Origin of the sequence: Achromobacter pestifer (assembly GCF_902859625.1) — a bacterium.
GTDB lineage: Bacteria > Pseudomonadota > Gammaproteobacteria > Burkholderiales > Burkholderiaceae_B > Achromobacter > Achromobacter pestifer.
This window is the reverse complement of sequence record NZ_CADIJX010000003.1, coordinates 780,615-799,406: the sequence shown is the minus strand read 5'-3', so window position 1 is coordinate 799,406 and position 18,792 is coordinate 780,615. Positions and strand designations below refer to the sequence as shown.

Genomic DNA, 18,792 nt, shown 5'->3' with positions numbered 1-18,792 from the left:
GTCCCCGACCCTCTCGCGCGAAGCCCTTCCAGACCCGTGCAGCCCACTACCGGCCCGTCTTCTTCCGCCACTCCTTCCGCCCCATTGCACGCCGCCCGGATCCATCAAGTGCAGGTGGATGCCCTGCGCCGCAGCTTCCCGTTCGCGCTGGCGGGCTCGCTGATATCGGCATGCTTTTCGGCCTATGCCTTGCACGGAGTGCTGCCCCTGCATGAAGTGCTGTGGTGGATCGGCGCCACGCTGACGGTAGGCCTGCTGCGCGTGGCCGCCATGGTCGCCTATGACCGCCACCGTGCCGACCCCACAGCAGCCCGGCGTTGGGTCCGGCGCATGTGGGTGGGCAACCTGTGTTCGGGCGTGCTTTGGGGCCTGCCGTTTGCCTATTGGACGTTTTTCGTTCCGCTGGAATATCAGCTGTTTTTCATCGTCATCCTGTTCGGTCTTGGCACGGGCGCCATCTATTCAAACTACATGCTGTTGCCGGTGATGTATGCATTTGAAGTGCCGGCCTTCGCCCCGATGTTCATCGCGTTGGCGGCGCAGCCTTCCGCCATCCACCTGGCCCTGGTGACGGGCGGGCTGGCGTACCTGGTCGCCACTCTGGCCTTCATCCACCGCATGAACCGCACGCACCTGGATGCGTTGCGTTTGGGCTATGAGAATTTGGCGCTGCTGGATCAGGTACGCCAGGAAAAGATCGCCGCCGAGCGCAGCGATCTTGAGAAATCCCGTTTTCTTGCCGCCGCCAGCCATGACCTGCGACAACCCGTCCATGCCGTGAACCTGTTCCTGGGCCTGCTGACCAACGAATCCCTGTCCCGCCACGGCCGCTACCTGGTGGACAACATCGCAAGTGCCATCTCGGCCATGGGGCATTTGTTTGATGCCCTGCTGAACTTGTCCCGACTGGATGCCGGCGTCATTGAGCCCCGCTGGCTAGGGTTCCGCATTGACCCGTTGCTGGACCAGCTACGCACCGAATACGCGCCGCAAGCCCGGGAAAAAGGCATGTCGCTGCGCGTGCGTGCCTGCTCCGCCAGCGTGTTCTCGGACCCTGTGCTGCTGGAACGCATTCTGCGCAACCTGATCAGCAACGCCATCATGCATACGGCAGGAGGCCGCGTGCTGGTGGGCTGCCGCCGCAGCGCCGGCCAGCTGCGCATCGAAGTCTGGGACAACGGGCCGGGCATCCCGACATCTGAACAAGAACGGATCTTTTGGGAATTCCACCAACTCGGCAATCCGGAACGGGACCGCAGCAAGGGATTGGGGCTGGGACTGGCCATTGTCCGGCGTACTGCGCAGCTACTGGGCCATGCGCTGGCGTTGCGTTCCGAGGAAGGGCTGGGAACGGTCTTCATGGTGACGGTTCCGGTGACGCACGCCGTCGAGTCCGGCACGCTTGTGCCCGACCCCAGCCTGGCGTCTCCGCAGTCCCAGGCACAGCAGGCCGGGTTGCACGGGCAGTTGGCGCTATTGGTGGATGACGATGCCCAAAACCTGGCCGGGCTGACCATGCTATTTGAAAGCTGGGGATGCCGCGTCATCGCGGCGACCAGCGGGAATGCCTTGCTTGAGCGCGTGCTGCCACTGGCCGAGCGCCCTGCCCTGATCGTCAGCGACTATCGCCTGCGCGATCACGAAACGGGCATTCACGTCATTGACCGGCTGCGCGAGGAATACAACGATCCGGACCTGCCCGCCCTGCTGGTCAGCGGCGACACCGATCCGGCGCGGCTGGCGGAAGCGGCCGCGCGCGGCATCCCCCTATTGCACAAGCCGGTAGAAGTGCCGGCATTGCGCGAACGGGTGACGAGCCTGCTGCAAGGAGCCGCCACTCAACCATTCCACGGAGACGCCGAATGACGCCCGTATTGCTCATCGATGACCATGCCATGTTTCGCGAGGCGCTCATCATGGCATTGGCCCATGCCATGCCTGGTTTGACCATCCACCCCGCCGCCAGCGGCCAGGAGGCCCTGGACGTGCTGGATCGCCATGACGGCATCGGCAGCGTCATCATGGATTACTACTTGCCGGACATGGCCGGCGCGGCGCTCTTGCAGCGCCTGCGCCAACGACGTTCGCAGTTGCGCATCCTGGTCCTGTCCGCCTCGCAGGATCCCGAGGACGAGCGCCGCGCGCTGGAAGCTGGCGCGGGAGGCTTCTTGAACAAATCGGCCAGTTGCCAAGAACTGGCCGCTGCCCTGGAAGGAATCCATGCAGCGCCGCGCACCGCATCCGGCGTGAACGCAACGGCCACCTCACAAGACGAAGCCGCCCTGCTGCTTGCACTGACGCCTCGGCAAAGCGAAGTCTTGCGGCTGATGTGCGACGGCCTTCGCAACAAGGAAATATCCGAGCGGCTGAACATGACCGAAAAGACGGTCAAGACGCATGTCTCCGCCATCCTGGGCACGCTAGGCGTGCTTAATCGAACACAGGCGACACTTGTGGCTCGGCGCGGCGGCGTGTTCGGCAAGCCAATCTAAGCGCTGCACTCCCGCTATCGGCGGCGATCCTGCCTTCCACCAACGTGATCTCGCGTCCCGCCGCGGCAATGGTATCCGGCCGATGCGCCACGATCACCCGCGTCATCGCCAATTTGGCGACGGCCATGTTGACCACTCGTTCCCGCTCGATGTCCAGATGGCTGGTCGCTTCGTCCAGGAATAGCAACGCCGGTTGCTTGTACAAGGCCCGCGCCAGCAACACGCGCTGCTTCTGACCACCAGACAATACGGTGCCCAACTCCCCGACCAACGTGTTGTATCCCATCGGCATCGCGCAGATGTCGTCATGGATGGCGGCGGTCTCGGCGCATTGCCGCGCGCGGTCGGAATCATGTTGGGGATCGAAGAAGCTGATGTTCTCGCCGATGGAGCCCGCGAACAACACATCGTCCTGCAATACCGTGCCGGCCATTCTGCGCAGGGCCGCCGCGCCCAGCCCGCGCACCGGGACGCCATCCACCAGCACCTCGCCTTCGCTGGGCGGCAGGATGCCCAACAGGATATTGATCAGCGTCGTCTTGCCGCCGCCGGACGGGCCGGTGATGGCGACGGCCTCGCCAGGTTCAATGCGGAAGTTGACGCCGTCTAGAACGTAGGGCTCCTGCGGGCTGTAGCGAAAGCGCAGATTGCGTACCTCGATCGCTGGCGACCGTATCACGGCGCCGCCCGCACGCGGTGTCTCGTCCACGGGTTCCGGCGTCTCGCGCACGATATCCGCCAGCCGCTCGCCTTGCAGGCGCAGCATTTTCACATCCACGAATTTATCCAACAATGCGGCCACGCGCTTATCGAACAAGGTCTTGTAGACGATGAATGCCAGCAAGGCGCCAACGGTGAACTGGCCGTCCAGCACCAACCGCGCGCCCAGCCAAAGAATCGCGATCGACGACAGGCCAAACAACAGGCCGTTGAATGTGCGAAAGAACAGCGCCCATTTCTGCACGCGCAGATCCGCGTTGATTTCGTTGACCAGCAAGGCCAGCCAGCGCGACCGGCGGTCATCCTGATGCTGGAAGAGCTTGATGGCTTTGACGCCTCGCACCGTTTCCAGAAAATGGGATTGTTCCTTGGCGGCGTGGATGATGTGTTCCTCGGTGGCATAGCGCAACGAGGCATAGCCGGACCAACGGGCCACCCCGTACAACACCATGGCCCCCACGGCGATCCACGCAAGCGGCGGGCTGTAAAGGAACATCAGCACCAGCGTGATCACCATGACGATGCCATCCAGCAACGCTTCCAGGAATGACGTGGTGACGGTGCGTTGAATGGCATCGATAGCGCCAAAACGCGACACGATGTCGCCCAGGTGCCTTTTTTCAAAATAGCCCACCGGCAGTCGCAGCAGGTGCGTGAAGACGTTGCTGCGCCATTGCAGGTTCAGCGTCGTGCCCATGAACATCAGCATCCAGCTGCGCGCCACCGATGTCAGTTGCAGCATCACCATCAGCAGTCCGAAGGCGATTGCCAGCGTGGTCAATAGGTCTCTATCGCCCGTGTTCAACACGTGGTCCACGACCCATTGCAGGAAGAAGGGTTGCACCACCGTCAGCACTTCCAACGCCAGCGCCAGCAATAGCACTTGCGAAAATGCCGCACCCAGGCCCGTGACCCGTCCCGTCAGCTCACGCAGCCGTACCGGCTTGGTTTCGTTGGCGGTCTGGAAATCCGGCGTGGGCCAGAGTTCAAGCGCCACACCGGTATACGACGCCGACAGCTCGCTGATCGCACACTTGCGGATGCCGGATGCGGGATCGATCAGCGTCGCCGACCGGCCGTTGATATCGGTCAGCACCACGAAATGGTTGAATTCCCAATGCAGGATGCAAGGCAGCTTCAGTTTGCTCAACGCCCCCAACCCCGCCTTGACCGGCCGGGATGCCAATCCCAACTGGCTGGCCACGTGGATCAAGGTCGCCAACGTGGAACCTTTCAGCGATATCGGAAAGCGCCCGCGCAGACTCGCCAGGCTTTGGTGATGCCCGTGAAACCCGGCAACCATCCCCACACAGGCCAGGCCGCATTCGGCTGCCTCGGTTTGCAGCAGCCTGGGCACGCGCCGTTTGACGCCCAGCGTCAGGCGTTCAAGCATCGTCACAGTTTCCCCGACAATCGATAGGCGGGATCAAACGCCCATTGGTACAGGCGGCGCGTCTGCTGAAGCAGATCCGCATCCAGCCGCATGCCTGGCCGCAAGGTCAGAACCTGTCCCTGCGGCCCGCGCGCCGGCGCGTCCAGCGTCACGGTGATCCGATACATCGCTTCCTTATCTTTGCCCTCTTCGCTTGCCGCGCCGTCGTTCATCTGCCATTCCGGCAATGCGCTGCGGGTTACCGTCCGCACCACGCCGGACTGCTGGCCGAACGTCTGGTACGGGTAGGCGGCCAGGCGGATCAGTACCGCATCGCCCGGCGCCACGAAGCCCACCGCGCGGCTGGGCGCATAAAGCTCGGCCAGCAGCGTGGCGCCGTCCGGCACGATCGTGGCCAACGGACGCCGGGTATCGACGGCCTGGCCCACCTCGGCCGTGACGGCCGTCAGCACGCCCGCCTGCGGCGCCGTCACGACGACACGCCGCTTGGCTTCACTCTGGGTCAGGTCCACCGCCACGCCAGCCAGATCGCGGTCCAGTTGGGCCAGCTGATTCTGTTGGCGCAAGGTCAGGTCGGCAAGCTGGGTCTTGCGGTTGGACAAGTCCATGGCAATGCCGATTCGATCCCGCAGCAAGGCCTGGAGCTGGTTGCGCTGTTCCAGCAACTCGGCCCGTTTCTGGTCTGACTCCTCCGGCGACAAATAGCCCTTTTCCATCAAGTTTCGATAGCGCTGGGCGCTGTCCTCGGCCAGTTTTATCCGGCCACGCTGACCGTCTATCTGACTGTCGATCGCCGCAAGTTGCGATGTCAGACCGCGGATACCCGCCGCCAAGTTGTCGTGTTCACTTTGCTGTAGCAGCAAGGTCTTTTGGCGCGCTTGACGCAGGCTGTCCTCGCGCTGCCGAATCTGTCCGCTGATGACTTGCTGTGTGTCGCCCAGCGCGCTTTGCTGGTCGCCGGATACGACATACAACACGTCGCCCGCGGTGACGTGCTGGCCCTCTTGCACCGGCCGCTCCAGCACCACGCCAGCCTGCGGCACGTAGAGTTTGAGCAAGCCTGTATCCGGAGCAAGCTGGCCGCTGACCGTCGCGCGCTTGGTGTAGGTGCCAAACGCCAGGAACAGGCACACGGCCAGCACGAAGCCGCCCAGCACGAGGGTAACCATGGCGAACGACACCGGCCGAATCAGGACGATATCGCCCAGTCCGACGGAACGTTGCGCGGCAAGCGCCTGTTTGCGATAGAGCGACATCTGGGAGAGGCCTGGAACCCGCCGTGAAGGGGCACGCGACGGCCGCGCCGCCGCGAGGTAGTGCCCCATGAAAGGCGCCTGGCACACCGGCGCCAGTGGGATCAGGAAGCGAAGTGGAACGCCTTGCCCGCCCCAAGCGTTGCCCCCTGGCGACCGGAGCTGGGTTGGATGTTCACGAAGCTGAGACGGCCCGAGCCCCCGCCCCCGCTGACTTGCTGAATCTCTTCAGCGGTCAAGGGTTCAACTTGAAGGTCCTGCGTCTTGCCTGCCGATTCCGGCTGATGGGTCTTCTTCATATGATTCTCCTGATGCATGCTGGCGGAGGAAACCGCGCCAGCGTCGGCCGAGCAGCCGCTGACGCGCGGCTCTGCCGCGTTGCAATGCTGACGGAGAACCATGGCCCCAATCGCCTATCTGCTCTGGGCGGACAGTAGCAGCGGACCAGTGCGGGCGCATCGGTCTTTAGTCGTAGGACCTGCCATGCGCGCGACGCCCGACTATGGACGCGCCATCGAAGGTGAAACAATAGCCGTAGCCTGCTCCGGTGCTTGCTCACAGGCCACGCGCGTTTCCAGCGATTCCAGCAGTTCCGCTGAGGGCACGAAGAACAGGCTGCCCGTCACGGCGCGGCTGAAATCCAGCAGACGGTCGTAGTTGCCCACCGGCCGGCCCACGAACATGTTTTCAAGCATCTGCTCGATCGGGGCGGGCGAACGCGCGTAGCCGATGAAATACGTACCGAATTCGCCCACGCCCGGGCGGCCGAACGGCATGTTGTCGCGCAAGATCTTTACCTCTTGACCATTCTCTTCCAGCGTCGTCAATGCGCTGTGCGAGGACGCCGGCTTGATGTCGTCGTCCAGCTCCACGTTCGACAGCTTGTGCCGGCCGATGATGCCCTCCTGGTTTTCAACCGTCAGCGCGTTCCAGCCGGTCATGTCGTGCAGATACTTCTGCACCAGCACATAGCTGCCGCCCGCGAATTCCGCGTCTTCGTCACCGATGATGGTGAAGTTGACTGCTTCACGTCCTTCCGGGTTTTCGGTGCCGTCGACAAAGCCGATGATGGCTCGCCGGTCGAAGTAACGGAAGCCGTGAACTTCATCAACCACCGTTATCGCATCGCCCAGGTCGTTTATCAGGATCGTGGCCAGCTCGAAGCAAAGATCCATGGAATCGGCGCGGATATGCAGCAGCAGATCGCCCGGGGTGGACACGGCCACGCGCGCGCCTTCGCCGAACACGCGGAAAGGATGCAGGGACGCAGGGCGCGGCTTTCCGTACAGCGCATCCCAGGCATCAGAACCGAAGGCACAGACACAGGACAGATTTTGCTCGGGAGCCCGAGTCCCTACGGTGCGCACGCGCGCCGCCACATCGGCGCACCAGCCACGAACGGTTTCAGCAGCAGCGGCGCCCGGGTTCAGCGTTGCCACGATGAATATCGCGTGGCGCGTGTTGGGGCTGTGGACAGCTTGAGGTTCGAGAGTAAGGTCAGGCATGGGATCGGATCCTCAGAGCGGGGTGACGGAAATTCTGGTGGAAATTGTATCTGTTCCACCCTGAATTTCCGTCAGCCTGCCAGTGGCTGCGCCCCGCCCGTCAGAAGCGGTACGCCACGCCCACCGAGCCGAACACGTTGGTCTTGCGTTCCGTCAGCGGACTGTCGCGCGCGTCACCCAGCAAGGTGTTGACGCCTATCGTGGATATCGTGCTCCAGCTGGGATTGATCCGATACGACCAGGAGGTGTACAAGCCTACCGACTTGAATCCGGAGGACGGCGAATAGGTCGACAGACCCTCGCGACTGCGAGCCGATTGCGACGGCGTGACGCCGTACCAGGTCTGCATGTAGTCGCTGTTGGCCCATTCAGTGCGAACGCCAACCTGTACCGAGTGTTTCTCCGTCCTCAGGGCCGCATACGACGCGCGCAGTTCCAGCGTGCCGCCGTAGCCGCTGCGCGCCGCCTGCTTATAGCCCGCGCCCAGCGAATACCGGCCCGGGTTCCACTCCACATAGGCGCCGTAGGCGCCATGGAACTTGATATCGTCCAACCCCTTCGTGCGATCGGCATCATCGGCCTTGCGGCCCAGGCCCATCCCCACGAAGACGCCCACATCCAGGTCCTGGGCCAGCGAGGTCTTCAGCCCCATCGCAGGCAAACCCATGCGCGGCGTGATGAAGAAATTGCCCGATTGGTAGTTGATAAGAGGCACCGGCAGCGCCCGGTATTCGCTGGAACCCTCATAGACAGGAACCGCTCCGACCCCCAATCCGATGAAATTCGTGCTTTGCGCATACACGGCGCCAGCCCCGGTGAACATCGCGCCCGCAAGCGCGCCTCTTGCTAATATACCCATCCGCATCAGGGCTTCCTTCCGTTCTATTACTACAGTGGCCGAGGGCGACCGCCCTCGGGGTTGGCCTGCATTGTCCTGAGCAACTTTTAATAATTCTTTAAGACTCCGGTGAAAATCGCCGGAGACGGCTGTGGAGCTTGTTTGCGTATCCTGCTCGTAGAAGACGACGCCATGCTGGGCGATGCCTTGCGCGCGGGCCTGATCCAGGACGGCGCCACCGTGGACTGGGCGCGCGACATGCCCGAAGCGCAACTTGCGCTGGTGGATCACGGCTATCAGGCCGTGCTGCTGGACCTGGGGTTGCCCGATGGCAGCGGTCTGGCCTTGCTGAAGACGCTGCGCGCCCGGTTCGACACGACGCCCGTGCTGATCATCACCGCACGCGACCGCCTCACCGAACGCATCCAGGGGCTGGATGCCGGCGCCGACGACTATCTGGTCAAACCCTTCCAGCTGGACGAACTGCTGGCCCGGATGCGCGCCGTGCTACGCCGCAGCAGCAACAGCGTGGTGTCCGCCTTGCGTTGCCGCGACGTTGTGCTGGAACCCGCGCGCCGAACGGTCACGCAAGGCGGCAACGAAGTCAACCTGAGCGCGCATGAGTACCACACGCTGCTGGCCCTGATGCAACGCATGGGCCATACCGTCAACCGCGATCAGCTGGAAGTGGCCGTCTATGGCAGCAGCGGCACCATTGAAAGCAATACGGTGGCGGTATACATCCATCAGTTGCGGCGCAAACTGGGCGACGGGCTGATCGAGACCCAGCACGGCCTGGGATACCGCATCGTGCCGGACGCAGCGCCGTGACGACACTACGCAGGCAGGTCGCGATCACCTTGCTGCTTGCCATGCTGGCAACCTGGTTGACGGTGTTCGTCCTGATCTACAAGGAGCAGACGCGCGCCGAGACCGGCATGGTCGACCAGGATCTGCGCGACGCCGCCAAGAAGGCGCTGCTGTCGTTGCCCACCAGCCTGTTGCAGACCGCGCCTTCCAGCGTCGATCGTTTTGAACTGTCCGCCTCGAATCGCTTCGACGGCGAATCCTTCAATTTCCAGGTGTGGGCGCTGCCCAACAAGCAACTGGTGATCCAGTCGCCATCGGCGCCAGCCGAACCCTTGATACCGGACTTCCAGGAGGGTTTCCGTGATGTCTCGCTGAAGGGCGAACGCTGGCGTGCCTATGCCGTGGCGGACGCCGATCGCCGCATTCAAGTCCAGTTCGCCAAATCGATGGCGCAATTGCGGGAAGAAACGCTCTCCCGCATGCAAAAGAGCCTGATGTTCCTCAGCGTGCTCTTTCTCGTACTGACCGGACTGACCTGGCTGGTCATGCGCCGCGCCTTCCGCCCGGTAGACCGTGCGCGCGACGCCATCCTGGGCCGTTGCGGCATGGACCTGACGCCATTGCCCACCGCCGGCATGCCCGGCGAACTGCAACCGTTCATCCGATCCATCAATGACCTGCTTGAGCGCCTGTCAGCCTCGCTGGAACGAGAGCGGCGATTCCTGGCCGACGCCGCGCACGAATTGCGCACGCCGTTGGCGGCCCTGGGCGCGTACGCCGAATTGGCGGCGCGCAGCGACACGCCCCAAGCACGCGAACAGGCGGTGGAAAAACTGCGCGCCGTGGCCTGCCGCACGACTCGCCTGGCCGAACAGCTGCTGGATCAGGCACACACGGAAGCGCAAAGCGAAGGCCTCACCGAACCTGTGCCGCTGAACCGCCTGGCGGAAATGATCGTGCGCGACAGCGAAGCCCTTGCCAACCGAAAGCATCAACGCATCAGCCTGGATGCCGAAGCGGTAGTGATGAACGGCAATATCAATGCCCTGGGCGTGCTATTGCGCAATCTGTTGGATAACGCCCTGCGCTATACGCCCGAAGGCGGCCGTGTGGCGGTGTCCTGTGGTCCGCTACCGGACGGCGGAGCGCGGCTTTGCGTGAAAGACAACGGGCCAGGCATCCCCGCTTCCGAACGCGAGCGCATCTTCGATCGTTTCTACCGGCAGCCGGGCACGATAGAGCGTGGCAGCGGCATCGGCTTGTCACTGGTGGCGCGGATTGCCGCGATACACGGTGCGCGGATCGAGTGGGAACCCGGGCTGGACGGCCGGGGCGTGGGGATCGCCGTCACGTTTCCGCCCAGCGGCGGCTAGCACCCGCTGGCCGCTTTCCCCGCGCCCGCGCTACCGCACGTAGCCGCGCAATGTCGCGGCCAGCGACGCCGGCAGCATCTCACCATGGCCCAGCCCCGGAAACACCCGAAGACTGGCGCGTACACGCGGAACGCCGTCCAACGCACGCACAACGCTTTCCGGGCTATCGGGCTGGTCGTCACGCCCCTGCGCTTCCTCGCCAGCCATCACGGTCACCTCCACGCCCGGTTCAGGCACGGCGGCGGGATGCGCCAAGGATTGAAGGATGAACTGCCCGTTCCACCAGATCGACGGGCTGGCCGCCACGTAGTGCTTGAACGCCTGCGGTCGGCTCAGCGCCACGTGCAGCGCGAACAAGCCTCCGTAGGAATGTCCGTACAGCGTGCGGTTGCCGGCATCGACGCGATAACGCCGTTCCACCAACGGCTGGATGCGTTGTTGCAGGATCGCCAGGAAGCGGTCGGCGCCGCCGCCCGGCTTTGCCCACCCGCGCGCATCGGGATCGCGTGGTGACCCTCGGGGCGCATCCGCACCGGGCGAAGGCGGCGTGTAGTCGTATGACCGCGCCGTCACATTGAAGCGTTCGGCGTCCTCGTAGCCAATGCCGACCACGACCGCTTGCAGCCTGGCCCCAGGCGGCAAGGCGGACGTGGTCCGCGCAAGGCTTTCAAACACCGCGTTGCCGTCCAGCATGTAGATCACCGGATACCCCGCCGCCGGCGGTTGCCCCTCCGGCGGCGCCCACACCGAGACGCGGTACTCCGGCCCGCCATCCGGCGCGGCAAGCACATAGCGCTGCACCTGGGCGGCGGGCACGCCGATCGCCAATTCCGGCGGTTGCGCCGCCATGGGCCGGGTGTGTCCGGGTTGCGCCTGGGCAGGCGCGCTCATGCCGATCAGCAACGCGGCAGCCGTCAGAACGAAACGGACGTGTTCAGCCATAGCCGGCGACCCTCATCAACTTGCCAGTTTCCATCCAGACCCGTCGTGCGGGTGCGGTAGTCCACCGGCACGCGCTTGTCCGTCAGGTTCATCACCGCCAGGCGGAAGGTGACATGCGAATTCAGTTCATAGCTGCCGCCCAGATCGAACGTGGTGGCGCCGGGACGCCGGCGCGTTGTCGTCGACACGTTGCGGTAGTTCGCCCAGTACTGTTCGCTTTGCACATTGGCCGATGCATACAGCGACAGGGCATCCGTTGCCCGCCAATCCGCCCGCACATTCAACACGTGGCGCGGCGTGCGGTCCAGCGGCTGCCCCTGCAACGACGTGCCGTCATACGCGACCTCGTCATCGGACTTGCGCTTGGATTGCGTGTAGGTGTAGTTGCCGGTCAGCGTCACCGTGCGCGACAGCGGCAAGGTCAGGCTGGTTTCCACCCCGCGCAACGTGGCGCGTCCGATGTTGCCCCACTCGTACGTGGCGCCGGACGTGCCCGAGCAACCGCTCACGCACTGGCTGTAAATCTTGTTCTTGAACTCGTTGTTGAACAGGGTCAGGCCTGCGGCGTAGCGATCATCGTCCTGGTAGTGCAATCCGATTTCGGTACTGGTGCTGGTCTCGGGCTTCAGGTCGGGGTTACCGGCGATGCTGCCGCGCGGGGCGCCCACGGCGCCGCCCGTGGCCTGGATGTAGTCCGCCGAGCTCTGGCGCAGTTCGGGCGCGCGGAAAGCGCGCGACACGCCGCCCTTCAGCGTCCATGCTTGCGTCAGGTGATAGACCGCGTACCCGCGCGGGCTCCAGTGCTGGCCATAGCGTTCATGGTCGTCCAGGCGCACGCCGCCGGTTAGCGACAGATGGTCGGTCACGGCCCACTCGTCTTCACCGAACAAGGCCCAGGACCGCGTGCTCAACCCAGACACGGTATTGCGGGCCGTGGTGGACGCGGCCTCTTTGTCGGTGCCGTACAGGCGCGTGTCGATGTACTGGCCGCCCACCTTCAGCATGTTGTTCGGCAGGGGCAGCGTCAGCGTCGCGTCCAGCGTCGTGTTGACGAGGCGCGTGTCCGGATACGAGGTGGCCTCCTTATCCCCGATCGTGTTGCTGGCCTTGCCTTCTTCGCGCTGCAAGGACACGTTGGTCGTGCCGAAATTCCAGCGTCCTTCGTGCGAGATCGAATAATGGGTGTGCCGGTTCTTCAAGCGGTAGTCACCGGTTTCGGTGGCCGCCAACGATTTCCCGACCGTGCCGTAGCGGTTGTATTCGTCTTGCCCGGCCTCCAGCAGAATGTCCTGGTCTTTCGTGGGCGTCAGCGTCAGGCGGGCCGTCAGGCCGCGGTCCCGAATGCCGTAGGATCCGTCCACCACATCGGCTTGCGTCCGCTGATTGGACTTGCCGAACAGTTGCAGGCCCAGCTTGTCTTCCTTGATCGGGCCAGCCAGGTAGAAATCAGCCTGCCGGCTGTTGCCCAGTTCGCTGTGCTGTTGCAAGGTGGCGCCCAGATTGATCGAGCCCGTCCACGTTTGCGGCACTTTGCGCGTGATGATGTTGACCACGCCGCCGATGGCATCAGACCCGTACAGCGAAGACATCGGTCCCCGCACGACTTCTATCCGTTCAATGGCGGCCAGCGGCGGAATCTGGCTGGCCTGCACCATGCCCAGCTCTTCACGGTTCAACATCTCGCGCGTGCCCTGCCGCTTGCCGTCCACCAGGATCAGCGTGTATTTACCCGGCATGCCGCGAATGGAGATGTCCTGCTTGTTGGCATTGGCGCCGACGATGCTCACGCCTTCCACATTGCGCAGCGCATCTTGCAGGGTATTGAACGGCTGCCGGGCCAGGTCTTCGTGCGTCAACACGGTGATGCTGGCCGGCGCGTCGGCAATGGTTTGATCGTAGCCGCTGGCGGTTACCACCACCGGGGACAGGGACTGGACGGGGCTGGCGGCGGCCTGGCCAGAAGGCTCGGTGGTTTGCGCCTGGACGGCGCCAGCCATCCCGGCGAATGCCAGGGCCATCATCATCCAGGGCCGGCGGAGGACGAAGACGGCGGGACTTTGGGTCATAATGGTACTGATTCTCATGGTCATTTGGAAGAACGTGCCAATGATTCCATGGAAAACAGGTAAGTATGTTTGCGCAAAGCACCAGATGCTTTGCGGTAGCGTTTTTTGGAGCTGGAATGGCGGGGCCGCGAAAACGAGCGGAAATGGCAGGCGAAATCTCGCCCGCGCAATTACGGGCGGCGGGTGCGCACATAGGCGGATCGCACGACATCGAGTCGCGTCACGGCGCGGGCGCGCGAGCGCCGCTGGAGGGCAGCTTCCAGGTGCTGGCGATGCGGCCCGGCCTGACGCTGCGACGCGCCGACGTGCGCGATTGCGGCGATAACGTGGTGCGCTCCACGCTCGCGCCGGGGTTGAAATTGATCGTGCTGGAGCACGGCGACGTCGAGCTTGAATTCGGCCATCACCATCTACGCCTGCAAGGCCCGGCCGCCGGAGAGGGCCTGCAAGCGCGCCTGTTGATGCTGACCGGGCCTGCCAGCTTCATGCGGCGCGCGGCCCGCAACCACCGCGAACGCTCCATCACCCTGACCGCCGCGCCCCAATGGCTGCAAGACGGTGGCCTGATCCCGGACGGATCGGCCGCGAACGCCGTCGACACCTTGGCCATCCAGTCTTTTTTGCAAACGCATCTGGCCCTGCATGCCTGGACGTTGACGCCTCGCGGCGTCACGCTGGCGCAACGGATTGCGCGCCCGCCCGCGCATGAAGACGGCGTGGACCGGCTGATGCTGGAATCCCGTTGCCTGGCGTTGCTGGGAGAGGGCCTCCGCCACGTGGCGCTGGCCGCGGCCGGCAGCGGCGCCCACGCCCCCGCCAGCCGCATCGATCCGCGTCACGCCAAGCGTTTGCTGGAGTTGCGGGCCCGCATGGACGCCGGCGCCATCGCCAGTCATTGCACCTTGTCGGACCTGGCGGCACAAACCGGCCTGGGTGTGCGCGCACTGCAACAGGGTTTCCAGGCCTTGACGGGGTCGTCCGCCGTCGAATACCTGCGCGAGCAGCGGCTAAGAGCCGCGCAGCGCGCGCTGATCGGCCAAGGCGTGAGCGTCAGCCAGGCCGCCGCGCTTGCCGGCTATTCCAGCGCCGCGAACTTCGCCACCGCCTTCAAGCGCCTGTTCGGCGTGTCCCCCCGCGATGTAAGGATGCATGGGTAGCGTCGCGCTCGTGACGCCCGCGACGCAGCGCAATCCACATCGACAATCCCCCCATGGCCGCGAATAGGCTCGCCGCCACGGCATGCAAGGGCTGTCCCAACAGGTGCCGAAACGCGGGCTGCAACGCCAATGCCGCCGCATCCACGGGCACGAGCGCCATCCACAAGACGGCGGCGGCCAGCCACTGCCTGCGCCAGAGCCGGGCCGGATCGCCCCACACCGCATGCCCCCAGCAGCCCGCCCAGGCCAGGAAAAATGCCAGCACTTCGCGGTCGTGCAGGCCCGCGGCCCCAGGCCAGGCCAGCCGGTTTGCCAAAAAGTAGGCCGCGCAGGCGCAAAGCGGTCCACAGATCATGGCCACATTGATGCGATGGACCGCCGCAGCGAATCGGCCGCCGCGTGCGGACGTGCGCACGGAATACAGCGCCAGACCGGTCGCGATCATCCCGGCGCCCGCCAAGGCCAGCGCAAAATACAGCGCGCGCAACAAGGGCGCGGCGTAGTAGCCGTAGTGCAGCCCGCCCAAGGTGCGTGCCAGCGTCAGCGCGCCGCCGTATCGATTCTGCGTGTCCACGATGCTACCCGTGTCGGCGCGCAGGGACACGCGATCGGGGAACGCCATGAAGCGGTCGTCAAAGACGCGCATCACATCCGCGATTGCGCCTTCCCGCCCCGGTTCGCGCACGATCACCACGCCGGCCTTGCCCGCCCCCAGCACGGTCTCGGCCCGGCGCACCAATTCCGGTAGCGGCAGCATGGAAGCGTCGCCTTGCGCGTGCGTCCCGGGTGGCGCGGGGAATACCTGAGCCGCCATCGCCGCGATGTCATTACCGAAACGCGCATGCACGCCCGCCGGCAGATAAGTCAGCAACAGCGTACTCAGCGCGGTGACCAGAATCATGATCGAAAACGGCAAGGGCAGCACCCCAAGCACGTTATGCGCATCCAGCCAGGCCCGGCCCGCCGACAGCCTCGGGCGGAAAGTGAAGAAATCCGCGAACAGGCGCCGGTGCACGATGATGCCGGTCACCAGCACCAGCAGCAGGCCCAGGCTGCACGCGCCCACCAGGCTTATGCCGGCTTTTCCCGCATGCAGGCTGTAGTGGAACTCAACCAGGAAATCACCGCCTTCGGTATCTCGCGGCACGACCGCCGCGCCTGTGGCGGGGTCCAAACGCACATCTGCCGTGCCATCCGGGCCGCTCCATGACAAGGTCAGCAAGGGCTTGCGCGGCGCGGGAAGCTCCAGCTGCCAGCGCGCGGCGCGCGGCGCCTCCCGATACAGCGCCGCCTCCGCGGTCCGCAAAGCCTGCTGCCGGTCCGCGCGGCCTGCGGCGCCGGTCTCCGGCATCATCCAGCGGCTGATCTCGGGTGCGTAAACGCTTAACGCGCCCGTCACGAATACCGCGAACGCCAGCCATCCCAGCAATAGCCCCGCCCAGGAATGCAACCACGCCATGCGGGCCCGCAGCGTCCCTTCCGGGTCGCCGCTCATTGCCCCGCCCAGGCCCACAAGCCGGCGCTGGACAAGCCGCTTGCCGCCAACACCAGCCAGACCTTGGATACGCTGCGCGCGGCGAAGGCCCAGATGGACAACGCCACATGCGCAGGCACCGCCATCAAGGCCGGATACAGGATCGCGTCCGCCGCTGGCCACGGCAGACACGCGGCCGCGCCCACGGCGGCATAGAGGCAACCGTAGACGCCCGCCGTGGCCGCCAGAGCGCGCGCGGCAATCCGGCCGCGGCCGGCCAGCCCGCTCACCATGCGTACTTCAAGGTCGCCAGCACGACGCGGCCCGCGCCAAAGCTGCATGCCGTGGAAGTCACGCAGGTGCCGACGTAGGTCCGATTGAACAGATTGCTGGCGTTGATGGCCGCGCTTAAACCGTGCAAGGCCGGATTGCGCCGCCCGAAGTCGTAGGACAAGGCGGCATCCGCCAGCGTCACCGCGGGAATGCGCAGCGTGTTTGCCGGATCCCCCCAGTCGGCGCCGATATAGCGCACGCCCGCCCCCAGGCCCAACCCCTGCAACGCGCCTTCCTGGACCGTATAAGCCAGCCATGCGGCAGCCTGGTGGCGCGGCGCGTAGTAAGGGCTCTTGCCCTGCCTAGACTCCGGCACGCCGTTCACGATGTCTACGTTCTGGCTCTTGGTCAACTCCGACTGCGAGTATGAGTAGGAGGCCACGAGGCTCAGTCCGCGCACCAGGTCCGCCTTGCCTTCAAGTTCGATGCCGCGCGCCCGCATCTCACCCGTCTGTGTCTGAAAGCCTGGCGGCCGGCCCGGCGTGGTGTCAGTGGTCAGCGTATCGGTCTGCGTCAACTGATAGACCGAAAGCGTGACCATGCTGTCGCTGCCCGGCGGCTGGTACTTGATCCCCGCTTCAATCTGCTTGCCGCGCGACGGCCGGAACGGTTCGCCCAGATAGTCGGTGCCTCCCGTCGGGGCGAAGGACGTCGAATAGGCGACATAGGGCGCCATGCCGGTGTCGGACAGGTAGGTCAGGCCTGCCCTGCCCGTAAACGCGCTGTCGCGCTGCTCGGCCCGCGTGTCCGCCATCAGGTTGCGGGTCGTGCCGCGCGCCATGTCGTAGCGCCCGCCCAGCGTCAGAAGCCACTTGTCATAGCGGAGCTGGTCTTGCACGTACAGGCCCGATTGCTCGGTGCGCTGGCGTGAATCGATCCGCGCGATCAGGTCCTGCACGCCCGGCCTTGGCCTGCCGTAGACCGGATCGTAGAGATCCAGCGGTGGCACGCCCGCAATGACGTTTGCGAAGGAATAGGCGTCGCGCATGTTCAGGTAGTCGAAGCCGAGCAGCAATTCATGCCCCAGCGCGCCTGTCTGGAAATGGGCCACCGCCTGGGTGTCGACCGTCAGCGTCGTGCCCGAGCCCTGCCCCCGGGACATCGTGCGGGACCACGTGCGCATATCCGCCGGATTCAACAGATAGCCCGAACTGGCCCGGGCCTCGCCCCGCATGTGGCTGTAGCGCAGCTGCTGCCTGAAGGTCCATGTGTCGTTGGCCTGATGCGAGAACAGGTAACCCGCCGACGTCTGCTCGCGCTTGTAGATATCCCAGTCCGGTTCGCCAGCATAGCGATCCCACGGCAACCTGCCGTTGGGGTTGGGCAATAGCGTGCCCGCCGCCGGCAACGTCCCATAAAGCGGCACCTGCCGGTCTTTCTGATAAAAGCCCAGCAGCGTCAACGAGGTGGCGGCATTGGGCTGCCAGGTCAACGCGGGCGCGACGAAACTGCGATCGTCCCGGGTGTAGTGCGGCGACTGCGCGGCATCGCGCTGCAACGCCACCAATCGATAGCGCCACTGCCCTGCCTCATCCGCCGGTCCGCCCAGATCCAACGCGGCCTGGGCCCGGCCATAGCTGCCGGTTTGAAGCTGGATTTCGCGTTGCGGCGTATCGGTGGGCAGCTTGCTGACCATGTTGATCAGCCCGCCTGGCGTGTTCTGGCCGTACAGCACCGACGACGGCCCCTTCAGCACTTCAACCCGTTCCAGTCCGTAGGGTTCGATCTGAAGCATGCCGAAGCTGTAGGCGCCATAGGGCAGCCTGGAGCCGTCCAGATTGTTTCGCGCCGCCTGGCCCCCTCGAAGATAGATGTTGTCGTACCGCAGATCCGCGCTGCCGCCCGGCGCGTAGACGCCTGGCGTGTAAGCCAGCGCTTCCACCACCGTGCGCGCCGCGCGGGCGGTGAACTCGTCGCGCGTCACCACATTGACGGTTTGCGGCACCTCGACCAACGCCGCGTCGGTCTTGGTCCCAGTAGCGCTGCGCTGCGCCACATACCCCAATACCGGGCCATAGGCCGATTCGGCCGCGCCTTCCACCAGGACCGCAGGCAACTGCGCGGCGTCTTCGGGCAGCAGGCGCAACGTGTACACCTTGGGCGCGTCCTGCCTGGCAATCAATGACGTGCCCGCCAGCAAACGCGCCAGCCCGGCATCCACGGAATAGCTGCCTTGAAGGCCAGCCGTGCGGCGTCCCCGGGCCAGGGCCGGATCAAACGACAGGTTGATGCGGGCGGCGCCAGCAAACGCCGTCAGCGCCGCGTCCAGAGGCCCGCCGGGGATATCGAACCGCGCCTGGCTGGCGGGCGCCGAAGGCGGCGTCTGGGCAAACGCCGGCATCGAGGCGGCAAGCGCCAGGCAGAACGCCGCACGGGCCATGCGGCGGCGCTGGACGGGCGTGGATTTTGAATGGGGGACAGGCATCATGCGTATTC

At 64.9% G+C, this 18,792-nt stretch carries 15 protein-coding genes; 5 read left to right on the top strand and 10 right to left on the bottom strand.

The features are described 5' to 3' along the window. The first annotated feature begins 36 nt into the window (after positions 1-36). A complete protein-coding gene (locus HV753_RS15220; RefSeq protein WP_175175311.1) occupies positions 37-1,866 on the top strand; it encodes a hybrid sensor histidine kinase/response regulator in 1,830 nt (609 codons plus the stop codon). Next, positions 1,863-2,492 (top strand): response regulator transcription factor, encoded by a 630-nt coding sequence (locus tag HV753_RS15215; protein ID WP_175175310.1) that lies wholly within the window; start codon positions 1,863-1,865, stop codon positions 2,490-2,492. The genes HV753_RS15220 and HV753_RS15215 overlap by 4 nt, the downstream gene beginning before the upstream one ends. Here HV753_RS15215 and HV753_RS15210 read toward each other — a convergent pair. From HV753_RS15210 to HV753_RS15190, 5 genes are all read right to left on the bottom strand, one after another. Continuing rightward, on the bottom strand, positions 2,431-4,611 hold the full coding sequence (locus tag HV753_RS15210; protein ID WP_246288282.1) for a peptidase domain-containing ABC transporter: 2,181 nt from the start codon (positions 4,609-4,611) through the stop codon (positions 2,431-2,433). The genes HV753_RS15215 and HV753_RS15210 overlap by 62 nt on opposite strands. Beyond that, on the bottom strand, positions 4,608-5,861 hold the full coding sequence (locus tag HV753_RS15205; protein WP_175175308.1) for an HlyD family secretion protein: 1,254 nt from the start codon (positions 5,859-5,861) through the stop codon (positions 4,608-4,610). Before HV753_RS15205 ends, HV753_RS15210 begins: the two co-directional genes overlap by 4 nt. Positions 5,862-5,962: 101 nt before the next feature. Continuing rightward, positions 5,963-6,157, bottom strand: coding sequence for a hypothetical protein (locus HV753_RS15200; RefSeq protein ID WP_175175307.1), 195 nt, complete (start codon positions 6,155-6,157; stop codon positions 5,963-5,965). Between the two features lie 201 nt (positions 6,158-6,358). Next, the gene (locus HV753_RS15195; RefSeq protein WP_175175306.1) at positions 6,359-7,363 is read right to left on the bottom strand and encodes a Dyp-type peroxidase; all 1,005 of its coding nucleotides are present in this window, start codon (positions 7,361-7,363) and stop codon (positions 6,359-6,361) included. A gap of 100 nt (positions 7,364-7,463) precedes the next feature. Then, entirely contained in the window at positions 7,464-8,228 is a 765-nt protein-coding gene (locus HV753_RS15190) for a MipA/OmpV family protein (protein ID WP_175175305.1), read from the bottom strand. A gap of 135 nt (positions 8,229-8,363) precedes the next feature. On the opposite strand from HV753_RS15190, the gene HV753_RS15185 reads away from it, so the two are divergent. Then, positions 8,364-9,032 (top strand): response regulator transcription factor, encoded by a 669-nt coding sequence (locus HV753_RS15185; RefSeq protein WP_175175304.1) that lies wholly within the window; start codon positions 8,364-8,366, stop codon positions 9,030-9,032. After that, on the top strand, positions 9,029-10,384 hold the full coding sequence (locus tag HV753_RS15180; protein WP_175175303.1) for an ATP-binding protein: 1,356 nt from the start codon (positions 9,029-9,031) through the stop codon (positions 10,382-10,384). The genes HV753_RS15185 and HV753_RS15180 overlap by 4 nt, the downstream gene beginning before the upstream one ends. 30 nt (positions 10,385-10,414) lie before the next feature. Here the strand turns inward: HV753_RS15180 and HV753_RS15175 are convergent, their stop codons facing one another. Next, on the bottom strand, positions 10,415-11,326 hold the full coding sequence (locus HV753_RS15175; RefSeq protein WP_175175302.1) for an alpha/beta hydrolase: 912 nt from the start codon (positions 11,324-11,326) through the stop codon (positions 10,415-10,417). Continuing rightward, the gene (locus tag HV753_RS15170) at positions 11,299-13,392 is read right to left on the bottom strand and encodes a TonB-dependent receptor domain-containing protein (RefSeq protein ID WP_175175301.1); all 2,094 of its coding nucleotides are present in this window, start codon (positions 13,390-13,392) and stop codon (positions 11,299-11,301) included. Before HV753_RS15170 ends, HV753_RS15175 begins: the two co-directional genes overlap by 28 nt. 143 nt (positions 13,393-13,535) lie before the next feature. Here HV753_RS15170 and HV753_RS15165 point away from each other — a divergent pair, with 143 nt between their 5' ends. Next, positions 13,536-14,549, top strand: coding sequence for a helix-turn-helix transcriptional regulator (locus tag HV753_RS15165; RefSeq protein WP_175175300.1), 1,014 nt, complete (start codon positions 13,536-13,538; stop codon positions 14,547-14,549). Here the strand turns inward: HV753_RS15165 and HV753_RS15160 are convergent. From HV753_RS15160 to HV753_RS15150, 3 genes are read right to left on the bottom strand one after another with little or no spacing between them, the layout of a single operon-like run. Continuing rightward, positions 14,500-16,044, bottom strand: coding sequence for a PepSY-associated TM helix domain-containing protein (locus HV753_RS15160; protein ID WP_175175299.1), 1,545 nt, complete (start codon positions 16,042-16,044; stop codon positions 14,500-14,502). The genes HV753_RS15165 and HV753_RS15160 overlap by 50 nt on opposite strands. Then, entirely contained in the window at positions 16,041-16,316 is a 276-nt protein-coding gene (locus HV753_RS15155; RefSeq protein ID WP_175175298.1) for an iron transporter, read from the bottom strand. Before HV753_RS15155 ends, HV753_RS15160 begins: the two co-directional genes overlap by 4 nt. Further along, complete coding sequence (locus HV753_RS15150; protein ID WP_175175297.1) at positions 16,310-18,784, bottom strand: TonB-dependent siderophore receptor; 2,475 nt, start codon at positions 18,782-18,784, stop codon at positions 16,310-16,312. Before HV753_RS15150 ends, HV753_RS15155 begins: the two co-directional genes overlap by 7 nt. Positions 18,785-18,792: the final 8 nt, after the last annotated feature.

Excerpts from the sequence above, each read along its gene's own strand:
- HV753_RS15215 (WP_175175310.1), top strand. The coding sequence starts at position 1,863 with ATGACGCCCGTATTGCTCATCGATGACCATGCCATGTTTCGCGAGGCG.
- HV753_RS15205 (WP_175175308.1), bottom strand. The coding sequence starts at position 5,861 with ATGTCGCTCTATCGCAAACAGGCGCTTGCCGCGCAACGTTCCGTCGGA.
- HV753_RS15200 (WP_175175307.1), bottom strand. The coding sequence starts at position 6,157 with ATGAAGAAGACCCATCAGCCGGAATCGGCAGGCAAGACGCAGGACCTT.
- HV753_RS15195 (WP_175175306.1), bottom strand. The coding sequence starts at position 7,363 with ATGCCTGACCTTACTCTCGAACCTCAAGCTGTCCACAGCCCCAACACG.
- HV753_RS15190 (WP_175175305.1), bottom strand. The coding sequence starts at position 8,228 with ATGCGGATGGGTATATTAGCAAGAGGCGCGCTTGCGGGCGCGATGTTC.
- HV753_RS15175 (WP_175175302.1), bottom strand. The coding sequence starts at position 11,326 with ATGGCTGAACACGTCCGTTTCGTTCTGACGGCTGCCGCGTTGCTGATC.
- HV753_RS15170 (WP_175175301.1), bottom strand. The coding sequence starts at position 13,392 with ATGACCCAAAGTCCCGCCGTCTTCGTCCTCCGCCGGCCCTGGATGATG.
- HV753_RS15165 (WP_175175300.1), top strand. The coding sequence starts at position 13,536 with ATGGCAGGCGAAATCTCGCCCGCGCAATTACGGGCGGCGGGTGCGCAC.
- HV753_RS15160 (WP_175175299.1), bottom strand. The coding sequence starts at position 16,044 with ATGAGCGGCGACCCGGAAGGGACGCTGCGGGCCCGCATGGCGTGGTTG.
- HV753_RS15155 (WP_175175298.1), bottom strand. The coding sequence starts at position 16,316 with ATGGTGAGCGGGCTGGCCGGCCGCGGCCGGATTGCCGCGCGCGCTCTG.
- HV753_RS15150 (WP_175175297.1), bottom strand. The coding sequence starts at position 18,784 with ATGATGCCTGTCCCCCATTCAAAATCCACGCCCGTCCAGCGCCGCCGC.